Origin of the sequence: Streptomyces sp. NPDC048277 (assembly GCF_040652235.1) — a bacterium.
Taxonomy (GTDB): Bacteria; Actinomycetota; Actinomycetes; order Streptomycetales; family Streptomycetaceae; genus Streptomyces.
Genome location: NZ_JBEZLQ010000028.1, coordinates 44,783 through 62,462 on the forward strand (window position 1 = coordinate 44,783; position 17,680 = coordinate 62,462).

Annotated in this window: 14 protein-coding genes and 1 tRNA gene; 10 read left to right on the forward strand and 5 right to left on the reverse strand. The window is 72.2% G+C overall.

Features of this window, described 5'->3' with window-relative positions; all coding sequences use genetic code 11:
• Window positions 1-71: 71 nt before the first annotated feature.
• Window positions 72-143 (reverse strand) — tRNA-Cys (locus tag AB0D85_RS41720).
• Between the two features lie 173 nt (window positions 144-316).
• Between AB0D85_RS41720 and AB0D85_RS41725 the strand changes: the two genes are divergently transcribed.
• From AB0D85_RS41725 to dapE, 5 genes are all read left to right on the forward strand, one after another.
• Entirely contained in the window at window positions 317-1,753 is a 1,437-nt protein-coding gene (locus AB0D85_RS41725) for an MFS transporter (RefSeq protein WP_362332840.1), read from the forward strand.
• 171 nt (window positions 1,754-1,924) lie between these two features.
• Window positions 1,925-3,730, forward strand: a complete 1,806-nt coding sequence (locus AB0D85_RS41730; protein ID WP_362332843.1) for a DEAD/DEAH box helicase — start codon at window positions 1,925-1,927, stop codon at window positions 3,728-3,730.
• A gap of 374 nt (window positions 3,731-4,104) precedes the next feature.
• Complete coding sequence (locus AB0D85_RS41735) at window positions 4,105-4,746, forward strand: helix-turn-helix domain-containing protein (protein ID WP_362332846.1); 642 nt, start codon at window positions 4,105-4,107, stop codon at window positions 4,744-4,746.
• 340 nt (window positions 4,747-5,086) lie between these two features.
• Complete coding sequence (locus AB0D85_RS41740; RefSeq protein ID WP_362332849.1) at window positions 5,087-6,556, forward strand: amino acid permease; 1,470 nt, start codon at window positions 5,087-5,089, stop codon at window positions 6,554-6,556.
• Window positions 6,553-7,602, forward strand: coding sequence for a succinyl-diaminopimelate desuccinylase (gene dapE, locus AB0D85_RS41745; protein ID WP_362332852.1), 1,050 nt, complete (start codon window positions 6,553-6,555; stop codon window positions 7,600-7,602). Before AB0D85_RS41740 ends, dapE begins: the two co-directional genes overlap by 4 nt.
• Here dapE and AB0D85_RS41750 read toward each other — a convergent pair.
• Window positions 7,577-9,127: a helix-turn-helix domain-containing protein gene (locus AB0D85_RS41750; RefSeq protein WP_362332856.1), complete on the reverse strand. Its 1,551-nt coding sequence runs from the start codon at window positions 9,125-9,127 to the stop codon at window positions 7,577-7,579. The two genes, dapE and AB0D85_RS41750, sit on opposite strands and share 26 nt — an antisense overlap.
• A 116-nt stretch (window positions 9,128-9,243) precedes the next feature.
• Between AB0D85_RS41750 and AB0D85_RS41755 the strand changes: the two genes are divergently transcribed.
• The 3 genes from AB0D85_RS41755 to AB0D85_RS41765 all read left to right on the forward strand — a co-directional run bounded on the left by AB0D85_RS41755 (window position 9,244) and on the right by AB0D85_RS41765 (window position 12,000).
• On the forward strand, window positions 9,244-10,026 hold the full coding sequence (locus tag AB0D85_RS41755) for a chorismate synthase (protein WP_362332859.1): 783 nt from the start codon (window positions 9,244-9,246) through the stop codon (window positions 10,024-10,026).
• On the forward strand, window positions 10,023-11,132 hold the full coding sequence (menC, locus tag AB0D85_RS41760) for an o-succinylbenzoate synthase (RefSeq protein WP_362332862.1): 1,110 nt from the start codon (window positions 10,023-10,025) through the stop codon (window positions 11,130-11,132). The genes AB0D85_RS41755 and menC overlap by 4 nt, the downstream gene beginning before the upstream one ends.
• Window positions 11,133-11,211: 79 nt before the next feature.
• Window positions 11,212-12,000, forward strand: a complete 789-nt coding sequence (locus tag AB0D85_RS41765) for a S16 family serine protease (RefSeq protein WP_362332866.1) — start codon at window positions 11,212-11,214, stop codon at window positions 11,998-12,000.
• A gap of 235 nt (window positions 12,001-12,235) precedes the next feature.
• Here the strand turns inward: AB0D85_RS41765 and AB0D85_RS41770 are convergent, their stop codons facing one another.
• Window positions 12,236-12,820, reverse strand: a complete 585-nt coding sequence (locus AB0D85_RS41770; RefSeq protein WP_362332869.1) for a helix-turn-helix domain-containing protein — start codon at window positions 12,818-12,820, stop codon at window positions 12,236-12,238.
• Between the two features lie 90 nt (window positions 12,821-12,910).
• Window positions 12,911-13,387, reverse strand: a complete 477-nt coding sequence (locus AB0D85_RS41775; RefSeq protein ID WP_362332872.1) for an Lrp/AsnC family transcriptional regulator — start codon at window positions 13,385-13,387, stop codon at window positions 12,911-12,913.
• 122 nt (window positions 13,388-13,509) lie between these two features.
• Here AB0D85_RS41775 and hppD point away from each other — a divergent pair, with 122 nt between their 5' ends.
• On the forward strand, window positions 13,510-14,658 hold the full coding sequence (gene hppD / locus AB0D85_RS41780; protein WP_362332875.1) for a 4-hydroxyphenylpyruvate dioxygenase: 1,149 nt from the start codon (window positions 13,510-13,512) through the stop codon (window positions 14,656-14,658).
• Window positions 14,659-14,693: 35 nt separating this feature from the next.
• On the opposite strand, the gene AB0D85_RS41785 is transcribed toward hppD, so the two are convergent.
• Window positions 14,694-16,178, reverse strand: coding sequence for a tetratricopeptide repeat protein (locus tag AB0D85_RS41785; protein ID WP_362332878.1), 1,485 nt, complete (start codon window positions 16,176-16,178; stop codon window positions 14,694-14,696).
• Window positions 16,179-16,270: 92 nt separating this feature from the next.
• On the opposite strand from AB0D85_RS41785, the gene AB0D85_RS41790 reads away from it, so the two are divergent.
• The gene (locus AB0D85_RS41790) at window positions 16,271-17,677 is read left to right on the forward strand and encodes an FAD-linked oxidase C-terminal domain-containing protein (protein ID WP_362332881.1); all 1,407 of its coding nucleotides are present in this window, start codon (window positions 16,271-16,273) and stop codon (window positions 17,675-17,677) included.
• Window positions 17,678-17,680: the final 3 nt, after the last annotated feature.

The following is a 17,680-nucleotide window of genomic DNA, read 5'->3' on the forward strand; positions in this document are numbered from 1 at the left end:
AGAGACACGAAGGTAAGGGCGGCACCCCTCCCGGGGTACCGCCCTTACCTTCTGCCTGGTCCGGCAGTCAGAGGCCGTGGCGGGAATCGAACCCACGTAACTCGCTTTGCAGGCGAGTCCCTGAACCACTCGGGCACACGGCCGTGTGCGTGAGTCGAAGGTAGGGCGGGGCGGGGGAGGGGTTCAAGGGAATCGGTGGGGCTGCAATGCGACTGCCACACGGCGTTCATGAACGGGGGGCGTACGACCAAGGTCCGAGGCGGGGTGGGGCTCGCGACAGGGGCCAAAGTGAGGGTTGGGACTTACCGTGGTGTGCATGACCGCCCTTGAGCCCAGCGACGCCGTCGTCGCGGATGAGACAGCAGACAGAGCCGATGACGAGGGTGTGCTGGGGCGGTCGTACCGGGCGCTGAGCGTCGGGATCGTGTCCGTGGTGCTGCTGATCGCCTTCGAGGCGACGGCCGTGGGGACGGCGATGCCGGTCGCGGCCCGGGAGCTGGACGGGGTCTCGCTGTACGCGTTCGCCTTCTCCGGGTACTTCACGACCAGCCTGTTCGGGATGGTGCTGTCCGGGCAGTGGTCGGACCGGAAGGGGCCGCTCGGGGCGCTGACGGCCGGGATCGGGTCCTTCGCCGCCGGGCTCGTCGTCGCCGGGACCGCCCAGAGCATGTGGATGTTCATCCTGGGGCGGGCCGTGCAGGGGTTCGGCGGCGGACTGGTCATCGTCGCGCTGTACGTCGTCGTGGGGCGGGCCTACCCGGAGCGGCTGCGGCCCGCGATCATGGCCGCCTTCGCCGCCGGGTGGGTGGTGCCGTCCATCGTCGGGCCGCTTGCCTCCGGCGCGGTGACCGAGCACCTCGGGTGGCGGTGGGTGTTCCTCGGGATCCCGGCGCTGATCGTGTTTCCGCTGGCGCTCGCGCTGCCCCAGATACGGCGCCGGGCCGGCGGGCCCGTGGCGGGAGGGGGCGACGGCGCCCTCGACCGGCGGCGGATCCGGCTCGCCCTGGCCGTGTCCCTCGGCGCCGGACTGCTGCAGTACGCCGCCCAGGATCTGCGGTGGGTGTCGGTGCTGCCGGGGGTGGCCGGGGGCGTGCTGATGGTGCCTGCCGTGCGCGGTCTGCTGCCGCGCGGCACCTACCGGGCCGCCCGCGGCCTGCCGTCGGTCGTCCTGTTGCGCGGGGTGGCGGCCGGCGCCTTCGTCTCCGCGGAGTCCTTCGTGCCGCTGATGCTCGTCACCCAGCGGGGACTGTCGCCCACCCTCGCCGGGTTCTCGCTGGCGGCGGGCGGGGTCACCTGGGCGATCGGGTCGTGGGTGCAGGCGCGGCCGCGCGTGAGGCCGTACCGGGAACGGCTGATGACCCTCGGGATGGTGCTGGTCGCCGCGTCGATCGCGGCCGCGCCCAGCGTCCTCGTGCACGGCGTGCCTGTGTGGATCGTCGCCGTCGCCTGGAGCGTCGGCTGCTTCGGGATGGGCCTGGTGATCGCCTCGACCAGCGTGCTGCTGCTCCGCCTCTCCGCCCCGGAGGAGGCCGGCGCCAACTCCGCCGCCCTCCAGATCTCCGACGCCCTGTCGAACGTCGTCCTGCTCGCCGCGACCGGCGCGGCCTTCGCGGCCCTCGGCGGCGGCAGCATGACGGGGACGACCGGCTCCGGCTCCCATCCGGCCGCCTTCGCCGCCGTGTTCCTGCCGATGGCGGCGGTGGCGCTCACCGGGGCGTGGGTGACGACGCGACTGCGGGAGCGGTCGTCGTAGACCCCGACCGCCCCCTGGCCGACGCAAACAAGCGCACGGCGGCTTCGTGATCTGTGACGTGAGTCCCACCCGGGGGTGACCCGGCCTTGTCCGCGCGTTGACAGCCGTACGGCGCCGGTAGGGTGGCCCGGTTGTCATACGTAGCCGCCCGAGCCCCTTACTACGGAGACCGTGACTACCACCGCCGCTTCCCCGTCCTCCTCCAACTCCCACCACCTTTCGCCGGCCTTCCCGGGCCGGGCGCCCTGGGGTACCGCCAGCAGGCTGCGTGCCTGGCAACAGGGGGCCATGGAGAAGTACGTCCAGGAGCAGCCGCGTGACTTCCTGGCCGTGGCCACACCCGGCGCCGGGAAGACGACCTTCGCGCTGACACTGGCCTCCTGGCTGCTGCACCACCATGTCGTGCAGCAGGTCACCGTGGTCGCCCCCACCGAGCACCTGAAGAAGCAGTGGGCGGAGGCCGCCGCGCGGATAGGCATCAAGCTCGACCCCGAGTACAGCGCCGGACCGCTCAGCCGCGAGTACGACGGGGTGGCCGTCACGTACGCCGGTGTCGGCGTGCGACCCATGCTGCACCGCAACCGTTCCGAGCAGCGCAAGACCCTCGTCATCCTCGACGAGATCCACCACGCCGGTGACTCCAAGTCCTGGGGCGAGGCCTGCCTGGAGGCGTTCGAGCCGGCGACCCGGCGGCTGGCCCTGACCGGTACGCCCTTCCGGTCCGACACCAACCCCATCCCCTTCGTGACGTACGAGGAGGGGCAGGACGGGATCCGGCGCTCGTCCGCCGACTACACGTACGGATACGGCAACGCCCTCGCCGACCACGTCGTCCGCCCGGTCATCTTCCTCTCCTACAGCGGCAACATGCGCTGGCGGACCAAGGCCGGTGACGAGATCGCCGCCCGCCTCGGCGAGCCGATGACCAAGGACGCCGTCAGCCAGGCCTGGCGCACCGCGCTCGACCCGCGCGGTGAGTGGATGCCGGCCGTGCTGCGCGCCGCCGACCAGCGGCTGACCGAGGTGCGCAAGGGCATCCCCGACGCCGGGGCCCTCGTCATCGCCTCCGACCAGGAGTCGGCGCGCGCCTACGCCAAGCTGATCCGCGAGATCACGGGCACCAAGGCCACCCTCGTCCTCTCCGACGACACCGGTGCCTCCAAGCGGATCGACGACTTCAGCGCGAGCGACGACCGGTGGATGGTCGCCGTGCGGATGGTGTCCGAGGGCGTCGACGTGCCCCGGCTGGCCGTGGGGGTCTACGCCACGACCATCTCCACCCCCCTCTTCTTCGCCCAGGCCGTCGGCCGCTTCGTGCGGTCCCGGCGGCGCGGCGAGACCGCGTCCGTCTTCCTGCCGACCGTCCCCGATCTCCTCACCTTCGCCAACGAGATGGAGGTCGAGCGCGACCACGCTCTCGACAAGCCGAAGAAGGACGGCGAGGAGGACCCGTACGCCGAGTCCGAGAAGGAGATGGAGGAGGCGAACAAGGAGCAGGACGAGGACACCGGCGAGCAGGAGCAGTTCGCCTTCGAGGCGCTGGAGTCCGAGGCCGTCTTCGACCGGGTCCTCTACGACGGCGCCGAGTTCGGTATGCAGGCCCACCCGGGGAGCGAGGAGGAGCAGGACTACCTCGGTATCCCGGGGCTCCTCGAACCCGACCAGGTGCAGATGCTGCTGCAGAAGCGGCAGGCCCGGCAGATCGCGCACAGCCGCAAGAAGCCGGACACCGAGGCGGACCTGCTGGAGCTGCCGGCCGAGCGGCGGCCCGTCGTCTCCCACAAGGAGATGATGGAGCTGCGGAAGCAGCTGAACACGATGGTCAGCGCGTATGTCCATCAGAGCGGGAAGCCGCACGGGGTGATCCACACGGAGCTGCGGCGCGTGTGCGGGGGGCCGCCGAGTGCGGAGGCGACCGCGGGGCAGTTGCGGCAGCGTATTGCCAAGGTGCAGGAGTGGGCTACGCGGATGCGGTAGTTCGTCGGCCGCGGGTCCGCTGTGGTTGCTCGCGCCCGCGCGGCGGAGCCGCATATTCACACAGCCCCGCGCCCCTGACGGGGCGCTCCAGCGAGGGCGCTGTGTACATACCGGTTCAAACCGAAGTAGTCCGTACCGGTACATGACCGGATTCTGGACGCAGGCTTCCGCTCAGCGAACCCGCACCGCTACTGTCCGGCTACGCACACGCCCCGTGGCAGCGCCGCCGCGGAGCGCAGCCGTGAAGCGACTGGGCCCGGAGCCGCCGGGCCGCCTTGCCGATCGGCGGCCTCTGAAGCGCGTCGCTGACGGGACTCGGCGATGCATCCGCCGCCTTGGAGGTTGCCGACCTCACCACCTAAGGAGTGGGCGTCGTGACCGCGGAGACCTCTCAGACGCTCGATCGGGGCCTCAGGGTCCTCAAACTGCTGGCCGACACGGACCACGGGCTGACCGTCACCGAGCTTTCCACCAAACTGGGCGTGAACCGGACTGTGGTGTACCGGTTGCTCGCCACGCTTGAGCAGCATGCGCTGGTACGGCGCGACCTGGGCGGGCGAGCCCGGGTCGGGCTGGGCGTGCTGCGGCTGGGCCGGCAGGTGCATCCGCTGGTACGGGAAGCAGCCCTGCCGGCACTGCGTTCGCTCGCCGAGGACATCGGGGCGACCGCGCATCTCACGCTGGTCGACGGGACCGAGGCCCTCGCGGTCGCGGTCGTCGAGCCGACGTGGACCGACTATCACGTGGCGTACCGCGCCGGGTTCCGGCACCCGCTGGACCGGGGGGCCGCCGGCAAGGCGATCCTCGCGGCGCGGCACTCGCCCAGGGACGAACCCGGGTACACCCTGACGCACGGGGAGTTGGAGGCCGGGGCGAGCGGTGCCGCGGCGCCGCTGCTCGGGGTCACGGGGGTCGAGGGCAGCGTCGGGGTCGTGATGCTGGCGGACTCCGTGCCGGAGCGGGTGGGGACGCGGGTGATGGACGCGGCGCGGGAGGTCGCGGAGGCGTTGCGTTAGGGCGCGGGCGGGTGGGGGCTGGGGCGGGGGTTTCGCTTACCGGCGCTGGCCGGGTGCCGCTGCGCCCACCCGTGCCGCCCCAGGCGGCACGCATGCCCGCAGCTGGGAAGCTGACGCGGCTGCAGCGCCCCTTCAGGGGCGCGGGGAACTGCGCGCTCAGCCCCCACCCACCCGCAGTCCGCACACCACCGAACCGCCCCCATTGTTTCGCCCACCCACCCGCATTGGCCGATCCGCCAATCCCGCCCCCCACCCTCTGGCCGATCCCCCCACCACCCCCACCCCCCTCCCTCCGCATCATCAGGGCCAGACAAGAGCCCACGGCGGAGGGAGCCGGAGTATGGAGACGGTTGGGACACGGCCGCGGCCAGGGCGGCGGGCCGCGGGCACCGCGGGTCGGCTCACCCGGCGGCAGTCCGTCGACACCCTCGTGGGCGAGGCCGGCGCCAGCCCGCTCACGCGCACGATGGGCGTCACACAGCTCACCCTGCTGAGCGTCGGCGCGACCCTGGGCACCGGCATCTTCGTCGTGCTCGGGCAGGCCGTGCCCGAGGCCGGCCCCGCGATCGTCGTCTCCTTCGTGCTGGCCGGCGTCACCGCCCTGTTCTCGGCCCTGTCGTACGCCGAGCTCGCCGGCATGATCCCCGGCTCGGGATCGTCGTACAGCTACGCCTACGCCACCCTCGGCGAACTCGTCGCCTGGGTGTGCGGGTGGTGTCTGATCCTGGAGTACGGCGTCTCGGTCGCCGCCGTCGCCGTCGGCTGGGGGCAGTACGTCAACGAACTGCTCCACCTCACCTTCGGTGTCACCCTGCCGGACTCGCTCAGCGCCCCGCCCGGCGCCGGTGGCACGCTCAACATCCCGGCCGCGCTCATCGTCGTACTCGCGATGGTCGTGCTGTTGCGCGGGGCCAGGGAGAGCGCCGTCGCCAACGTCATCATGGTCGGCGTCAAGATCGCGGCCCTGATCCTCTTCTGCGGGGTAGCGTTCACCGCGTTCCACGCCGGGAACTTCCAGCCGCTCTTCCCGCTCGGCGCCGCCGGGATGAGCGCCGGGGCCGCATCGCTCTTCTTCTCCTACATCGGCTTCGACGCCGCCTCCACCGCGGGCGAGGAGGCCCGCAACCCGCAGCGCGACCTGCCGCGGGCGATCATCCTCTCCCTCGTCCTGGTCACGGCCCTGTACGTGCTGGTCGCGGTCGCCGCGCTCGGCGCGATGCCGTGGAAGGAGTTCGCGGGGACCGAGGCGACGCTCAGCGAGGTGCTGGTGCGGTCCGTCGGCGGCGGGAACCTGTGGCCGATCCTGCTCTCCATCGGTGCCGTGGTCGCCACCACCAGCGTCGTGCTCACCGTGCAGTACGGGCAGATCCGGATCCTGTTCGCGATGTCCCGGGACGGTCTCGTGCCGCCGCTGTTCGCGAAGGTGCACCCGCGCACCGGGGTGCCCCGCGCCAACACCGTGATCGTCTCCTCCTTCATCGCGGTCCTCGCCGCCCTCGTGCCGCTCGGCAGCCTCGCCGACGCCACCAGCATCGGCACGCTCTTCGCGTTCATGCTGGTCAACCTGGCCGTGGTGATCCTGCGGCGGCGCAGCCCGGACGCGCCCCGCTCCTTCCGCGTCCCCTTCTCCCCGGTCGTCCCCGTCCTCGGCGTCGGCTTCTGCGGCTACATGCTGTTCAGCCTCGGCGCCGACACCTGGATCGCCTTCGGGACGTGGATGGCCGTCGGACTCGTCCTCTACGGCTGCTACGGCATCCGCCACTCCAAGCTCGCCCACACCACCGCCGCGGCCCCGCAGGAAAGCGCATGACCACCCTCGACCTCACCGCCGACGTCGTCGACCTCACCCGGGCCCTCGTCGACCTCCCCTCCGAGAGCGGGGCGGAGGCCCGGATCGCGGACGCCGTGGAGCACGCCCTGCGCGGCCTCGGGCACCTTGAGGTCGACCGGGTCGGCAACACCGTCGTCGCCCGCACCGCCCTCGGCCGGGACCGGCGCGTCCTGATCGCCGGGCACCTGGACACCGTCCCGGCCGCCGGGAACCTGCCCTCCCGGCTCGCCGACGGCTGCGTGCACGGGCTCGGCGCCTGTGACATGAAGGGCGGGGTGGCGGTGGCCCTGCGGCTCGCCGCCACCGTCCCGGAACCGGCCGCCGACCTCACCTTCGTCCTCTACGAGTGCGAGGAGGTGGAAGGGGAGCGCAACGGCCTGAACCACCTGGCCCCCGAGCTTCTCGCCGCCGACCTCGCCATCCTCATGGAGCCCTCCGACGCCGGGGTGGAGGCCGGCTGCCAGGGGTATCTGAGCGCCGACGTCGTCGTACCCGGCCGGCGCGCGCACACCGCCCGCGCCTGGCAGGGCGTCAACGCCGCACACAAGGCCGCCCGGGTGCTCCAGCGGCTCGACGACCACACCGCCGAGCGGGTCGTGATCGACGGCCTTGAGTACCGGGAGGGGCTGAGCGCGGTCGCCGTACGGGCGGGGGTCGCCGGGAACGTCGTACCGGACGAGTGCGTGGTGAGTGTCAACTACCGGTTTGCGCCCAGTCGTTCGGCGGCGGACGCGGAGGCGTACGTACGAGGGCTGTTCCCGGAGTACGAGGTCCGGGTCACCGAAGTCGTCGCCGGTGCGCTGCCGCGCCTCGACCGGGTCGCCGGGCTCGTCGAGGCGCTCGGGGCCGTACCCCGGCCCAAGTTGGGGTGGACCGATGTGGCGCGGTTCGCGGCGTTGGGCGTGCCCGCGCTCAACTACGGCCCCGGGGACCCCTCCCTCGCGCACACGGCGGGGGAGTATGTGCCGGTCGGGCAGTTGCGCGCCTGCGAGGAGAGCCTCAGGGCGTGGCTCGGGCGGCGCTGAGCCCGGCCAGTACCCGCAACTGCAGCCACAGCACCAGCCGTTCGTCGGGATCGTCCAGGTCGATCCCGACGTGCTGGCGGACCTGGCGCAGCCGGTAGCGGCAGGTGTTGGGGTGGACGGCCAGCAGCTCGGCCGCGCCCGCCATGTCGCAGCCCGCGTCGAACCAGCAGACCAGGGTGCGGGCGTACTCGGTGCCGTGCCCGGCGTCGTACGCCAGCACCCGCTGCCACGCCCCCGCGCTCAACTCCCGCTGCTCGCCGAGGACTTCGGCCAGTCGCAGCAGGGTGACCCGGGGGCGTACCTCGTCCACCGTGGCCACCGGGCACTCCGCGTCCAGCACCCGCAGCACCAGGTCCGCGTCCGCCCGGGAGCCGACCACCCCGCTCACGTCCGGGACCAGTTCGCCAAGGCCCGCCCGCACCGGCACCCGGAGCGCCTGCCCGGCCCGCCGCACGATGTCCTCGGCCAGCGGCCGGTGCCGGGCCCCCGGACCGGGCAGCAGCGCGTACACCACCCCGTCGGCCAGCACACACGCGTGCCGCCCGTAGCGCGCCTCGCACTGCAGCCGTACGACGTCCAGCAGGCGCAGCGCCGTGCGCTCGGCGTCCGGCACGCTGGTGGTGGTGTCGAGGGCGAACGCGGCCACCCGCACCTCGCCCTCCACCCCCAGGCGGACCGCGGCGGCCGGGGCGTCCGCCGTGCCGTCCAGGAGGCGGCGCAGCAGGTCGCCGCTCTGGTGGCGGGCCAGTTCCTGCGCCGCCCGGGCGCGCAGCAGGAGCAGGGCGGCGGTGGCGGCGCCCTGGACGAGGGTCTCCTCGGCGTCCGGGGCGAGCGTGCCGCCGTCGATCACCCAGACCGAGCCGAGCGTCTCGCCGCCGGCCCGCACCGCCATCGCCAGCCGGGGCAGGTCGGCGTCCGTCAACGCCGGGAGCCTGACCGGCCGTTCGGCGGCGAACAGGGTCCGGTACTGCTCGGTGTTCTCGGCGCTGGACGGTACCTGGAGGCCCAGGATGCCCTGCCGCCGGTCCTCGTCGACCGACTGGCCTGCGACGGTGGAGTAGGCGAGGATCCGCTGCCGGGGGTCCTCGATCGCGGTGGCCCCGCCGGCCCCCGCCGCGATCGCGTCCGCCAGCGCGAACAGGTCGCCGAGCCCGCTCCCGGGGGCCGCCGGGCGGGCGCCGATCGCCGAGGCCAGCAGCAGGTGGACATGGTGCCAGGCGGCGTCCTCGTCGACCGACAGCAGCGCGATCCCGTGCGTCTCCGCCTCCCCGACCGGCCCGTCCGCGCCCCGCACCACCACCCCGGTCAGCCCCGCCTCGGCGGCCGCCCGCACCAGCGGCCCGGCCGCCGCCGCACGCACCCCGACCGCCAGCAGCAGCGCCCCCGGCCGCCGGGGCAGCGGGGCGTGGGCGTCGTACAGCAGCGCCTCGGTCACCGGCACGGTCAGCCCGGCGGGGGCCGTGTGCAGCCGGACGGAGGGACCGCCGACGACGTCGAGCAGGTCGCCGAGGGTGCAGGCGTCCATAGGGGGTCCTTCGGGGGTCTTCAACGGGGGCTTCTTGGCCGATCTCCTCATGACGGTACGCATTCCTTGTCCGTCTGCACAACACGGGGGAGGGTGGCGGCTCCGAGACTCGGATCATGACCCTGACCGAGACCGGAGTCGGCATCCGTACCGTCCACGACGTCGCCGGGCTCGCGGCCGTGACCGACTACTTCAGCGATGTCTGGCAGACGCCCCGCACCGCACCGCCCTACCCGGCCGAGGTCCTGCACAGCCTGGTCCACGCGGGCGGCGCCGTGCACGCCGCGTACGACGGCACGCGGCTGGCCGGGGCGGCCGTCGCCGTGTTCGGCCCGGACCGCGACACCTACTCCCTCGTCGCAGCCGCCGACCAGGGCCTCGGGTACGCCGTGAAGCGGGCCCAGCGCGCCTGGGCCCTGGAGCGCGGCGCCCGCACCATGCGCTGGACCTTCGACCCGCTGGTCGGCCGCAACTCCCGCTTCAACCTGGTCAAGCTGGGCGCCACCGGCACCGAGTACCTCGTCGACTTCTACGGCCCGATGGCCGACGGCGTGAACGACGGCGACGAGAGCGACCGGCTGACCGTGACCTGGGACCTGACGGCGGACACCGCCGCAGTGCCCTCCACGTCGTACGACAGGCACGACGCCCCGGTCAGCCACCACGGCCCCGACGGCGAGGTCCTCGCCCGCCGCGACCCCGGCGACCGGGCCGTGTGGTGCCGGGTGCCGGAGGACGTCGTACGGCTGCGGGCCGCCGACCCGGCGCTCGCGCTGCGCTGGCGGTACGCCGTCCGCGAGGTGTTCACGGCGGCCTTCGCCGAGGGCTTCCGGGCCGTGGGGATGTCCCGGGACGGCTGGTACACGCTCGCCCGCACGACGGAGGGAACGGCAGTATGAAGCTGGAGCGCGTGGAGATCGTGCATGTCGCGATTCCGCTGGTCACGCCCTTCCGTACGTCCTTCGGGACCATGACGACGAAGGACACCTTCCTCCTCCACGTCGTCACCGACACCGCCGAGGGCTGGTCGGAGTTCGCCGCCGACCCCGAGCCGCTGTACTGCTCGGAGTTCACGGCCGGTGCGGAGATCGTGCTGCGGGACTTCCTGGTGCCGCGGGTGGCGGCGCTGCGGGGGCTCACCTCCGCCGCGGTCGGTCCGGCCACGGCGAAGGTCAAGGGGCACGAGCTGGCGAAGGCCGCGCTGGAGACGGCGGTGCTGGACGCGGAGCTGCGGACCTACGGGATTCCGCTGTCCGTGTTCCTCGGGTCGGTGCGGGACCGGGTGCCGGCCGGTGTCTCGGTCGGCATCAAGGACTCGGTCGGCGAACTGCTCGACGACGTCGAGGGGTATCTCGCCGAGGGGTACGTCCGGATCAAGCTGAAGATCGAGCCCGGCTGGGACGTCGAGCCGGTACGGGCGGTGCGCGAGCGGTTCGGGGACGCGCTGCCGCTCCAGGTCGACGCGAACACGGCGTACGGCCTCGCCGACGCGGAGCACCTGCGGCGGCTGGACGAGTTCGGGCTGCTGCTGATCGAGGAGCCGCTGGAGGAGGACAACCTCTACGGCCACGCCCAGCTGCAGCGGCGGATCGCGACGCCGGTCTGTCTCGACGAGTCCCTGCACAGCGCGCGCGACACGGCGGCGGCGATCGCCATGGACGCGTGCCGGGTGGTGAACGTCAAGCCCGCGCGGGTCGGCGGCTATCTGGAGGCCCGCCGCATCCACGACGTGGCCCGCGCCCACGGGGTGCCGGCGTGGTGCGGCGGCATGCTGGAGACCGGGATCGGGCGGGCGCCCAACCTGGCGCTGGCGGCGCTGCCGGGGTTCACGCTGCCGGGCGACACGTCGGCGTCGAGCCGGTACTTCGCCGAGGACATCACGGAACCGTTCGTCCTGGACGACGGCCACCTGCCGGTGCCGACCGGTCCCGGGATCGGGATCGAGCCCCTGCCGGACGCGCTGCGCCGCTTCACCCTGGAGCGCCGCGAGCTGCTCACGCGGTGACCGCAGCGGTGGCCGCAGCGGTGGCCGCAGCGGCGGCCGGGGCGATGGCCTGAACAGGTCGTCGCGTTAGATTGACTCCGTGCTCTCACGTCTCACGCGTCTCCAGGCCATCGCGGTGTGTGCGGTTCCCGTCGTGGCCCTCGTCGGTACGGCCGTCTTCGCGCCGCTGCCGTTCTCGGTGGCCCAGCCCGGGATGACGGCGAACGTCCTCGGCGACAACCAGGGCACCCCGGTGATCACCATCGCCGGGGCGCCCACCCGGACGACGGGCGGGCAGCTGCGGATGACGACGATCGAGGCGACCGGGCCGGACGCGCGGGTGTCGCTGGGCGATGTGATCGGCGGCTGGTTCCGGTCGGACCGGGCGGTGATGCCGCGGGACTCGGTGTACCCGAGCGGCAACAGTGTCAAGGAGATCCAGCAGCACAACACGGAGCAGATGCGGCAGTCGCAGGACGCGGCGGCCCAGGCCGCGCTGAAGTACCTCGACCTCAGTGCGGGCAAGGTCAAGGTGACCTTGAAACTCGCCGATGTGGGTGGGCCGAGTGCGGGGTTGCTGTTCTCGCTCGGGATCATCGACAAGCTCGACGGGAACGGGAGTGGGGGAGACCTCACCGGAGGGAAGAACATCGCCGGTACGGGCACGATCAGTGCGGACGGCACGGTGGGGGCCGTGGGCGGGGTCGCGCTGAAGACGCAGGCCGCGCGGCGGGATGGGGCGAGTGTTTTCCTTGTGCCCAAGGATGAGTGCGCCGATGCGAAGGCGGAGTTGCCGAAGGGGCTGAGGCTGGTGCCGGTGACCAGTCTCAAGGGGGCGGTGTCTGATCTGGTGGCGTTGGAGAAGGGGGCGAAGGTCCCCAGCTGTTGAGTTTTGGCTGCGGGTGGGTGGGGGCTGATCGCGCAGTTCCCCGCGCCCCTTAGGGAGTTGCCAGCGCTGGAGTTGCAAGGCGCAGGCCGACTTCGACCAATGCCCAGCCGATGCGTGTGCGGAGTTCCCTCTCCGGCCTGGTCTCCTTCGACCGGCGGTAGGCCTCCGCCTGGGCCTGCAGTTCGGCCATCCGGTACTGGGCGAGCTGGGTCTGCGGGTGCATGTCGTCTGCCTCTCAGTCCGTCTCGATGGGGAAGAGGTGCGTATGGATGCGTACTTGCTCCGCGTCGGGGGTGTCCTGGTCGGGGGCGCGGTCGCGGTACTCGTCGATCACGGCGTGCAGCTTGGCGATGAGCTCGCGGGACAGGTCGGGGGTGAGCCGTAGCGTCGAACTGCTCATGTCCCAGACGCGGTTCCACTCCTCGGGCCATGTCGTGCGGTTGCCGAGCCAGGTCGACAGGTTCTGGATCTGGGCCGTGGCGACCTCGTGGAGGTATATGTCGGCGGCCCCGCGCACGGCCGGATCGCTGTCCGCCAGCAGGGAGTCGTCGAAGCTCAGTCCCTTGTGGACCGCCTTCCACCAGCGTTCCCGCCCTTTGCCCCGTTCGGGCGCGTCCTCCACGAAGCCGTGGGCGGCGAGCTGGCGCAGGTGGTAACTGGTGGCCCCGCTGGACTCCCCCAGTTTCTCCGCGAGTTGGGAAGCGGTGGCCGGACCACCGAAGCGCAAGGCGTCCAGCAACTGCATCCGCAGGGGGTGAGCGAGCCCGCGCAGGGAGCGGGCGTCGAGGCTGCGGACCTGAGAGTCCCGGGGCTCGTCCATACATGCAAAGGTATCGATGCAAAGAGTCCTTTGCAACCCTCTCTTTGCATCAACTCCTTTGGAACTCGCGCCCCTTGGCGCACCTGCCCGTCAGCTCTCCTCGCTGTCCGCCGCCTGTTCCACCAGCGGGATGATCCGCAGCGGAACCGGGTTCTCCATGACGATCGCCGTGGAGGCGCGGACGATGCCGTCGAAGCCGACGACGCGGTCGATCACCCGCTGGAGATCCGCGTTGGAGCGGGCCACCAGCCGGCACAGCATGTCCCCGGTGCCGGTGGTGGTGAGCAGTTCCAGGACCTCCGGGACCGTCGCCAGGTGGGCGCGGACGTCCGGGCCCTGGCCCTGCCGGATCTGGAGGGTGGCGAACGCGGTGACCGGGTAGCCGAGGGCGGCCGGATCCACCTGGGGGCCGAATCCCTGGATCACCCCGTTCGACTGGAGCCGGTCCAGCCGTGCCTGCACGGTCCCGCGCGCCACCCCCAGCCGACGGGACATCTCCAGGACGCCGATCCGCGGCTCCCGGGCCAGCAGCACCAGGATCCGCCCGTCGAGATGATCGATTGCCATGCCCTGCCTCCGGATGGTCATCATGTACAGAAAGTCTGGCGATATGGCCGTAGTGCTGAGCATATTGTCCGGCCATAACGCGAACTATTGCGCACCTTGCCCGCCAGGTTCACCCTTCGACCATGACGCAGACCACACACCTCACTCCCGACACGACCGCCCGGCAGGACGACCCCTTCCCGGTCAAGGGAATGGACGCGGTCGTCTTCGCCGTGGGCAACGCCAAGCAGGCGGCGCACTACTACTCGACCGCCTTCGGCATGCGGCTGGTCGCCTACTCCGGACCGGAGAACGGCAGCCGCGAGACCGCGAGCTATGTGCTGGAGAACGGCTCGGCCCGGTTCGTCCTCACCTCCGTCATCAGGCCGGACACCGCGTGGGGCCACTTCCTGGCCCACCATGTCGCCGAGCACGGCGACGGTGTCGTCGACCTCGCCATCGAGGTCCCGGACGCCCGCGCCGCGTACGCCTACGCGGTCGAACACGGCGCCCGCTCGGTGGCCGAGCCGTACGAACTGAAGGACGAGCACGGGAGCGTCGTCCTCGCCGCGATCGCCACGTACGGCGAGACCCGCCACACCCTCGTCGAGCGGAAGGGCTACGACGGCCCGTACCTCCCGGGATTCGTCGCCGCGTCCCCGATCGTCGAGCCCCCCGCCCGCCGCACCTTCCAGGCCGTCGACCACTGCGTCGGCAACGTCGAACTCGGCCGGATGAACGAGTGGGTCGGCTTCTACAACAGGGTCATGGGCTTCACGAACATGAAGGAGTTCGTGGGCGACGACATCGCCACCGAGTACAGCGCGCTGATGTCGAAGGTCGTCGCCGACGGGACCCGCAAGGTCAAGTTCCCGATCAACGAGCCGGCGATCGCGAAGAAGAAGTCGCAGATCGACGAGTACCTGGAGTTCTACGGCGGCGCGGGCGTCCAGCACATCGCGCTCAACACCAACGACATCGTCGAGACCGTACGGACCATGCGCGCGGCCGGTGTGCGGTTCCTCGACACCCCGGACTCGTACTACGACACCCTCGGCGAGTGGGTCGGCGACACCCGGGTGCCGGTCGACACCCTGCGCGAGCTGAAGATCCTCGCCGACCGTGACGAGGACGGCTATCTGCTGCAGATCTTCACCAAGCCGGTCCAGGACCGGCCGACGGTCTTCTTCGAGATCATCGAACGCCATGGCTCGATGGGCTTCGGCAAGGGCAACTTCAAGGCCCTCTTCGAGGCGATCGAACGGGAACAGGAGCGCCGCGGGAACCTGTGACACCCTCGCGCCGGGTCGGCCGCGAGCGGGCCCGGCTAACCCGGCAGCGGCTCCTCCGGCGGCTCCTGGCCGAGCGTGGCCAGGGCCGTCCGCGCCGCCGGTGCCTGCAGAGGGGAGAAGTACGGATTGATCCGCAGCGCGTCCTGGAGGTGGCGCCGGGCCGGGGCGTCCAGCTCCAGGTCGCGTTCGATCATGCCCCGGTGGAAGGCGTACAGCGCGCTGCGGACCCCGCCGCCCTTCGTCGAGTCCGTCGCGACCGAGGCGTACCGCAGCGCCTCCTTGTCGTCGCCGGACCGGTGCAGCGCCCACCCCAGGGCGTCCGCCACCTCGATGCCGGGCTGCAGCTCCCATTCGGCCGTCAGCCGCTGCACCGCCTCCTGGGCGTCCCCGTGGTCCGCCTCGTACTGCCCGATGAGCAGATCGTCGTCGATTCCGGCCTCCAACTCCTTCTGCACCTGCGCCTGCAGCAGCTGGTACTGCGCGTGCGCCTCCCGCGCCATGCCCAGCGACTCGTACAACTCGGCCAGCTCCAGCGCCACTCGGGGGGTCGGCCGGTGCCCGAGCGCCCCCTGGTAGGCGGTCAGCGCATCCTGGGTGCGGCCCAGCGCGGCCAGCGCCCGTCCCTGCCCCGCCCGGGCGGCCGACTCGTCGGGGTCGAGGCGTACGGCCGCCTGGAAATGCCGTAGCGCGTCCTCCGGGTCGCCGCGCTCCCAGGCCAGCTGCCCGGCCTGGGACAGGTACGCGGCCTGCTCGGCGGGCGTCTGCGCGGCCGCCGCCGCGTCGGTCACCTGCGCCCCCGCGTCCTCACGCCAGCCCCGGTCCCGGTACACGGCCGAGGCCCGCGCCATCACGGCCGGCTTCACGTCGGCCCCGACCTTCAGCGCCGTCAGCTTGTCCAGCGCGGCCCGGGCCGCCTTGTAGTCGCCGAGCCCGTTGTAGGCGTCGATCAGCGCCGGATACGTCGACCACCGCTTCGGCGCCGCCTTCAGCGCGTCCTCGCCGAACCGTTTGGCCTCGGGGAAGTCCCGGCGCGCGTTCGCCAGCGCGGCCATCGCGCCCAGCGCCTCGGCGTTGCCCTTGGCGGCCAGGTGGAGCGAGGTCTGCAGCGCGCGCTCGGCCTTGGAGTAGTCCGCGGTGTCGGCGGTCCGGCCCGCCCGCTCGACATACGCCGCCCCGAGCACCGCCCAGGCCCGCGCGTCCTTCGGCTGCGCCCGCACCCGGGTCTCCCGCTCGCCGATGAGGGTCGTGAGGTCGGGCAGCGCGGCCGGCAGTCCGTTGACGACCGCCGTCAGCACCTGCGCCGACACCTGCCGGTGCGCCTGGGGCCCGGCCGCCGGGGGCCGGGGCGAGCGGTGCGGTTCGTACGGATGCCACAGCAGCTGCACCCCGCCGGCCGCCGCCCCGCCCGCCAGCGTGACGACGAGCAGCCGCCGCAGCACCCGGCGACGGCGGCGTGGCGGCTCCGGGTCCACGAGCAGTGAGGCGGCGGGTCCGGGCTGTCGGTTGTCGAGCGCGCACATGCCGCACACTGTGCGTCAATACGACCACCACATCCGGGCGGCCCAAGGACGGACCCTGTGGGGTTCACACCGATGGCCCCGGGTGCGACGCTGTGATCATGAGCCGTATCGAAGCGCCTCGGGACGAGTCCGTCAGCAACCTCACCGACCGGCTCCTCGCGGGTCTGCCGGCCGACGCGGTCCTCGTCGACCCCGATGTGACCGCCTCCTACGCCAACGACATGGCGAGCTTCTGTCCGGCCGGTACCCCGGCCGTGGTCGTGCTGCCGCGCACGGTCGAGCAGGTCCAGCACGTCATGCGCGTGGCCACCGAACTGCGCGTCCCGGTCGTCCCGCAGGGCGCCCGCACCGGCCTGTCCGGCGGCGCCAACGCCACCGACGGCTGCATCGTGCTGTCCCTGACGAAGATGGACCGCATCCTGGAGATCTCGCCGGTCGACCGCATCGCCGTCACCGAGCCCGGTGTCATCAACGCCACCCTCTCCCGCGCGGTCGAGGAGCACGGCCTCTCCTACCCGCCGGACCCCTCCAGCTGGGAGATGTGCACGATCGGCGGCAACATCGGCACGGCGTCCGGCGGACTGTGCTGTGTGAAGTACGGGGTGACCGCCGAGTACGTGCTGGGTTTGGACGTCGTCCTCGCCGACGGGCGGCTGATGTCCACGGGCCGCCGTACCGCGAAGGGGGTCGCCGGGTACGACCTCACCCGGCTCTTCGTCGGCTCCGAGGGCTCGCTCGGCATCGTCGTACGGGCCGTCCTCGCGCTGAAGCCCAAGCCGCCCCAGCAGCTGGTGCTGGCCGCCGAGTTCGGCTCCGCGGCCGCCGCCTGCGACGCGGTGTGCCGGATCATGGAGGGCGGGCACGTACCGTCCCTCCTCGAACTGATGGACCGTACGACCGTGCGGGCGGTCAACGCCCTCACCCGTATGGACCTGCCGGAGTCCACCGAGGCGCTGCTGCTCGCCGCCTTCGACACCCCGGACCCGGCCGCCGACCTCGCCGCCCTCGGCGCGCTGTGCGAGGCCGCGGGCGCCACCCAGGTGGTCCCGGCCGACGACGCCGCCGAGTCCGAACTCCTCCTCCAGGCCCGCCGGTCCTCGCTCGTCGCCCTGGAGGCCGTCAAGGGCACCACGATGATCGACGACGTGTGCGTGCCCCGCTCCCGGCTCGGCGACATGATCGAAGGGGTCGAGCGGATCGCCGAGAAGTACCGGCTGACCATCGGGGTCGTCGCCCACGCGGGCGACGGCAACACGCACCCCACCGTCTGCTTCGACGCGCAGGACCCCGACGAATGCGCCCGCGCCCGTGAGTCCTTCGACGAGATCATGGCACTCGGCCTGGAACTCGGCGGCACCATCACCGGCGAACACGGCGTCGGCGTCCTGAAGAAGGAGTGGCTGGCCCGCGAGATCGGGCCGGTGGGCGTGGAGATGCAGCGGGCCGTCAAGGACGTCTTCGACCCGCTGGGCATCCTCAATCCCGGCAAGCTGTTCTGATCT

Excerpts from the sequence above, each read along its gene's own strand:
- AB0D85_RS41775 (WP_362332872.1), bottom strand. The coding sequence starts at position 13,387 with ATGGCAATCGATCATCTCGACGGGCGGATCCTGGTGCTGCTGGCCCGG.
- dapE (WP_362332852.1), top strand. The coding sequence starts at position 6,553 with ATGACCACCCTCGACCTCACCGCCGACGTCGTCGACCTCACCCGGGCC.
- AB0D85_RS41725 (WP_362332840.1), top strand. The coding sequence starts at position 317 with ATGACCGCCCTTGAGCCCAGCGACGCCGTCGTCGCGGATGAGACAGCA.
- AB0D85_RS41740 (WP_362332849.1), top strand. The coding sequence starts at position 5,087 with ATGGAGACGGTTGGGACACGGCCGCGGCCAGGGCGGCGGGCCGCGGGC.
- AB0D85_RS41770 (WP_362332869.1), bottom strand. The coding sequence starts at position 12,820 with ATGGACGAGCCCCGGGACTCTCAGGTCCGCAGCCTCGACGCCCGCTCC.
- AB0D85_RS41785 (WP_362332878.1), bottom strand. The coding sequence starts at position 16,178 with ATGTGCGCGCTCGACAACCGACAGCCCGGACCCGCCGCCTCACTGCTC.
- AB0D85_RS41755 (WP_362332859.1), top strand. The coding sequence starts at position 9,244 with ATGACCCTGACCGAGACCGGAGTCGGCATCCGTACCGTCCACGACGTC.
- menC (WP_362332862.1), top strand. The coding sequence starts at position 10,023 with ATGAAGCTGGAGCGCGTGGAGATCGTGCATGTCGCGATTCCGCTGGTC.
- AB0D85_RS41750 (WP_362332856.1), bottom strand. The coding sequence starts at position 9,127 with ATGGACGCCTGCACCCTCGGCGACCTGCTCGACGTCGTCGGCGGTCCC.
- hppD (WP_362332875.1), top strand. The coding sequence starts at position 13,510 with ATGACGCAGACCACACACCTCACTCCCGACACGACCGCCCGGCAGGAC.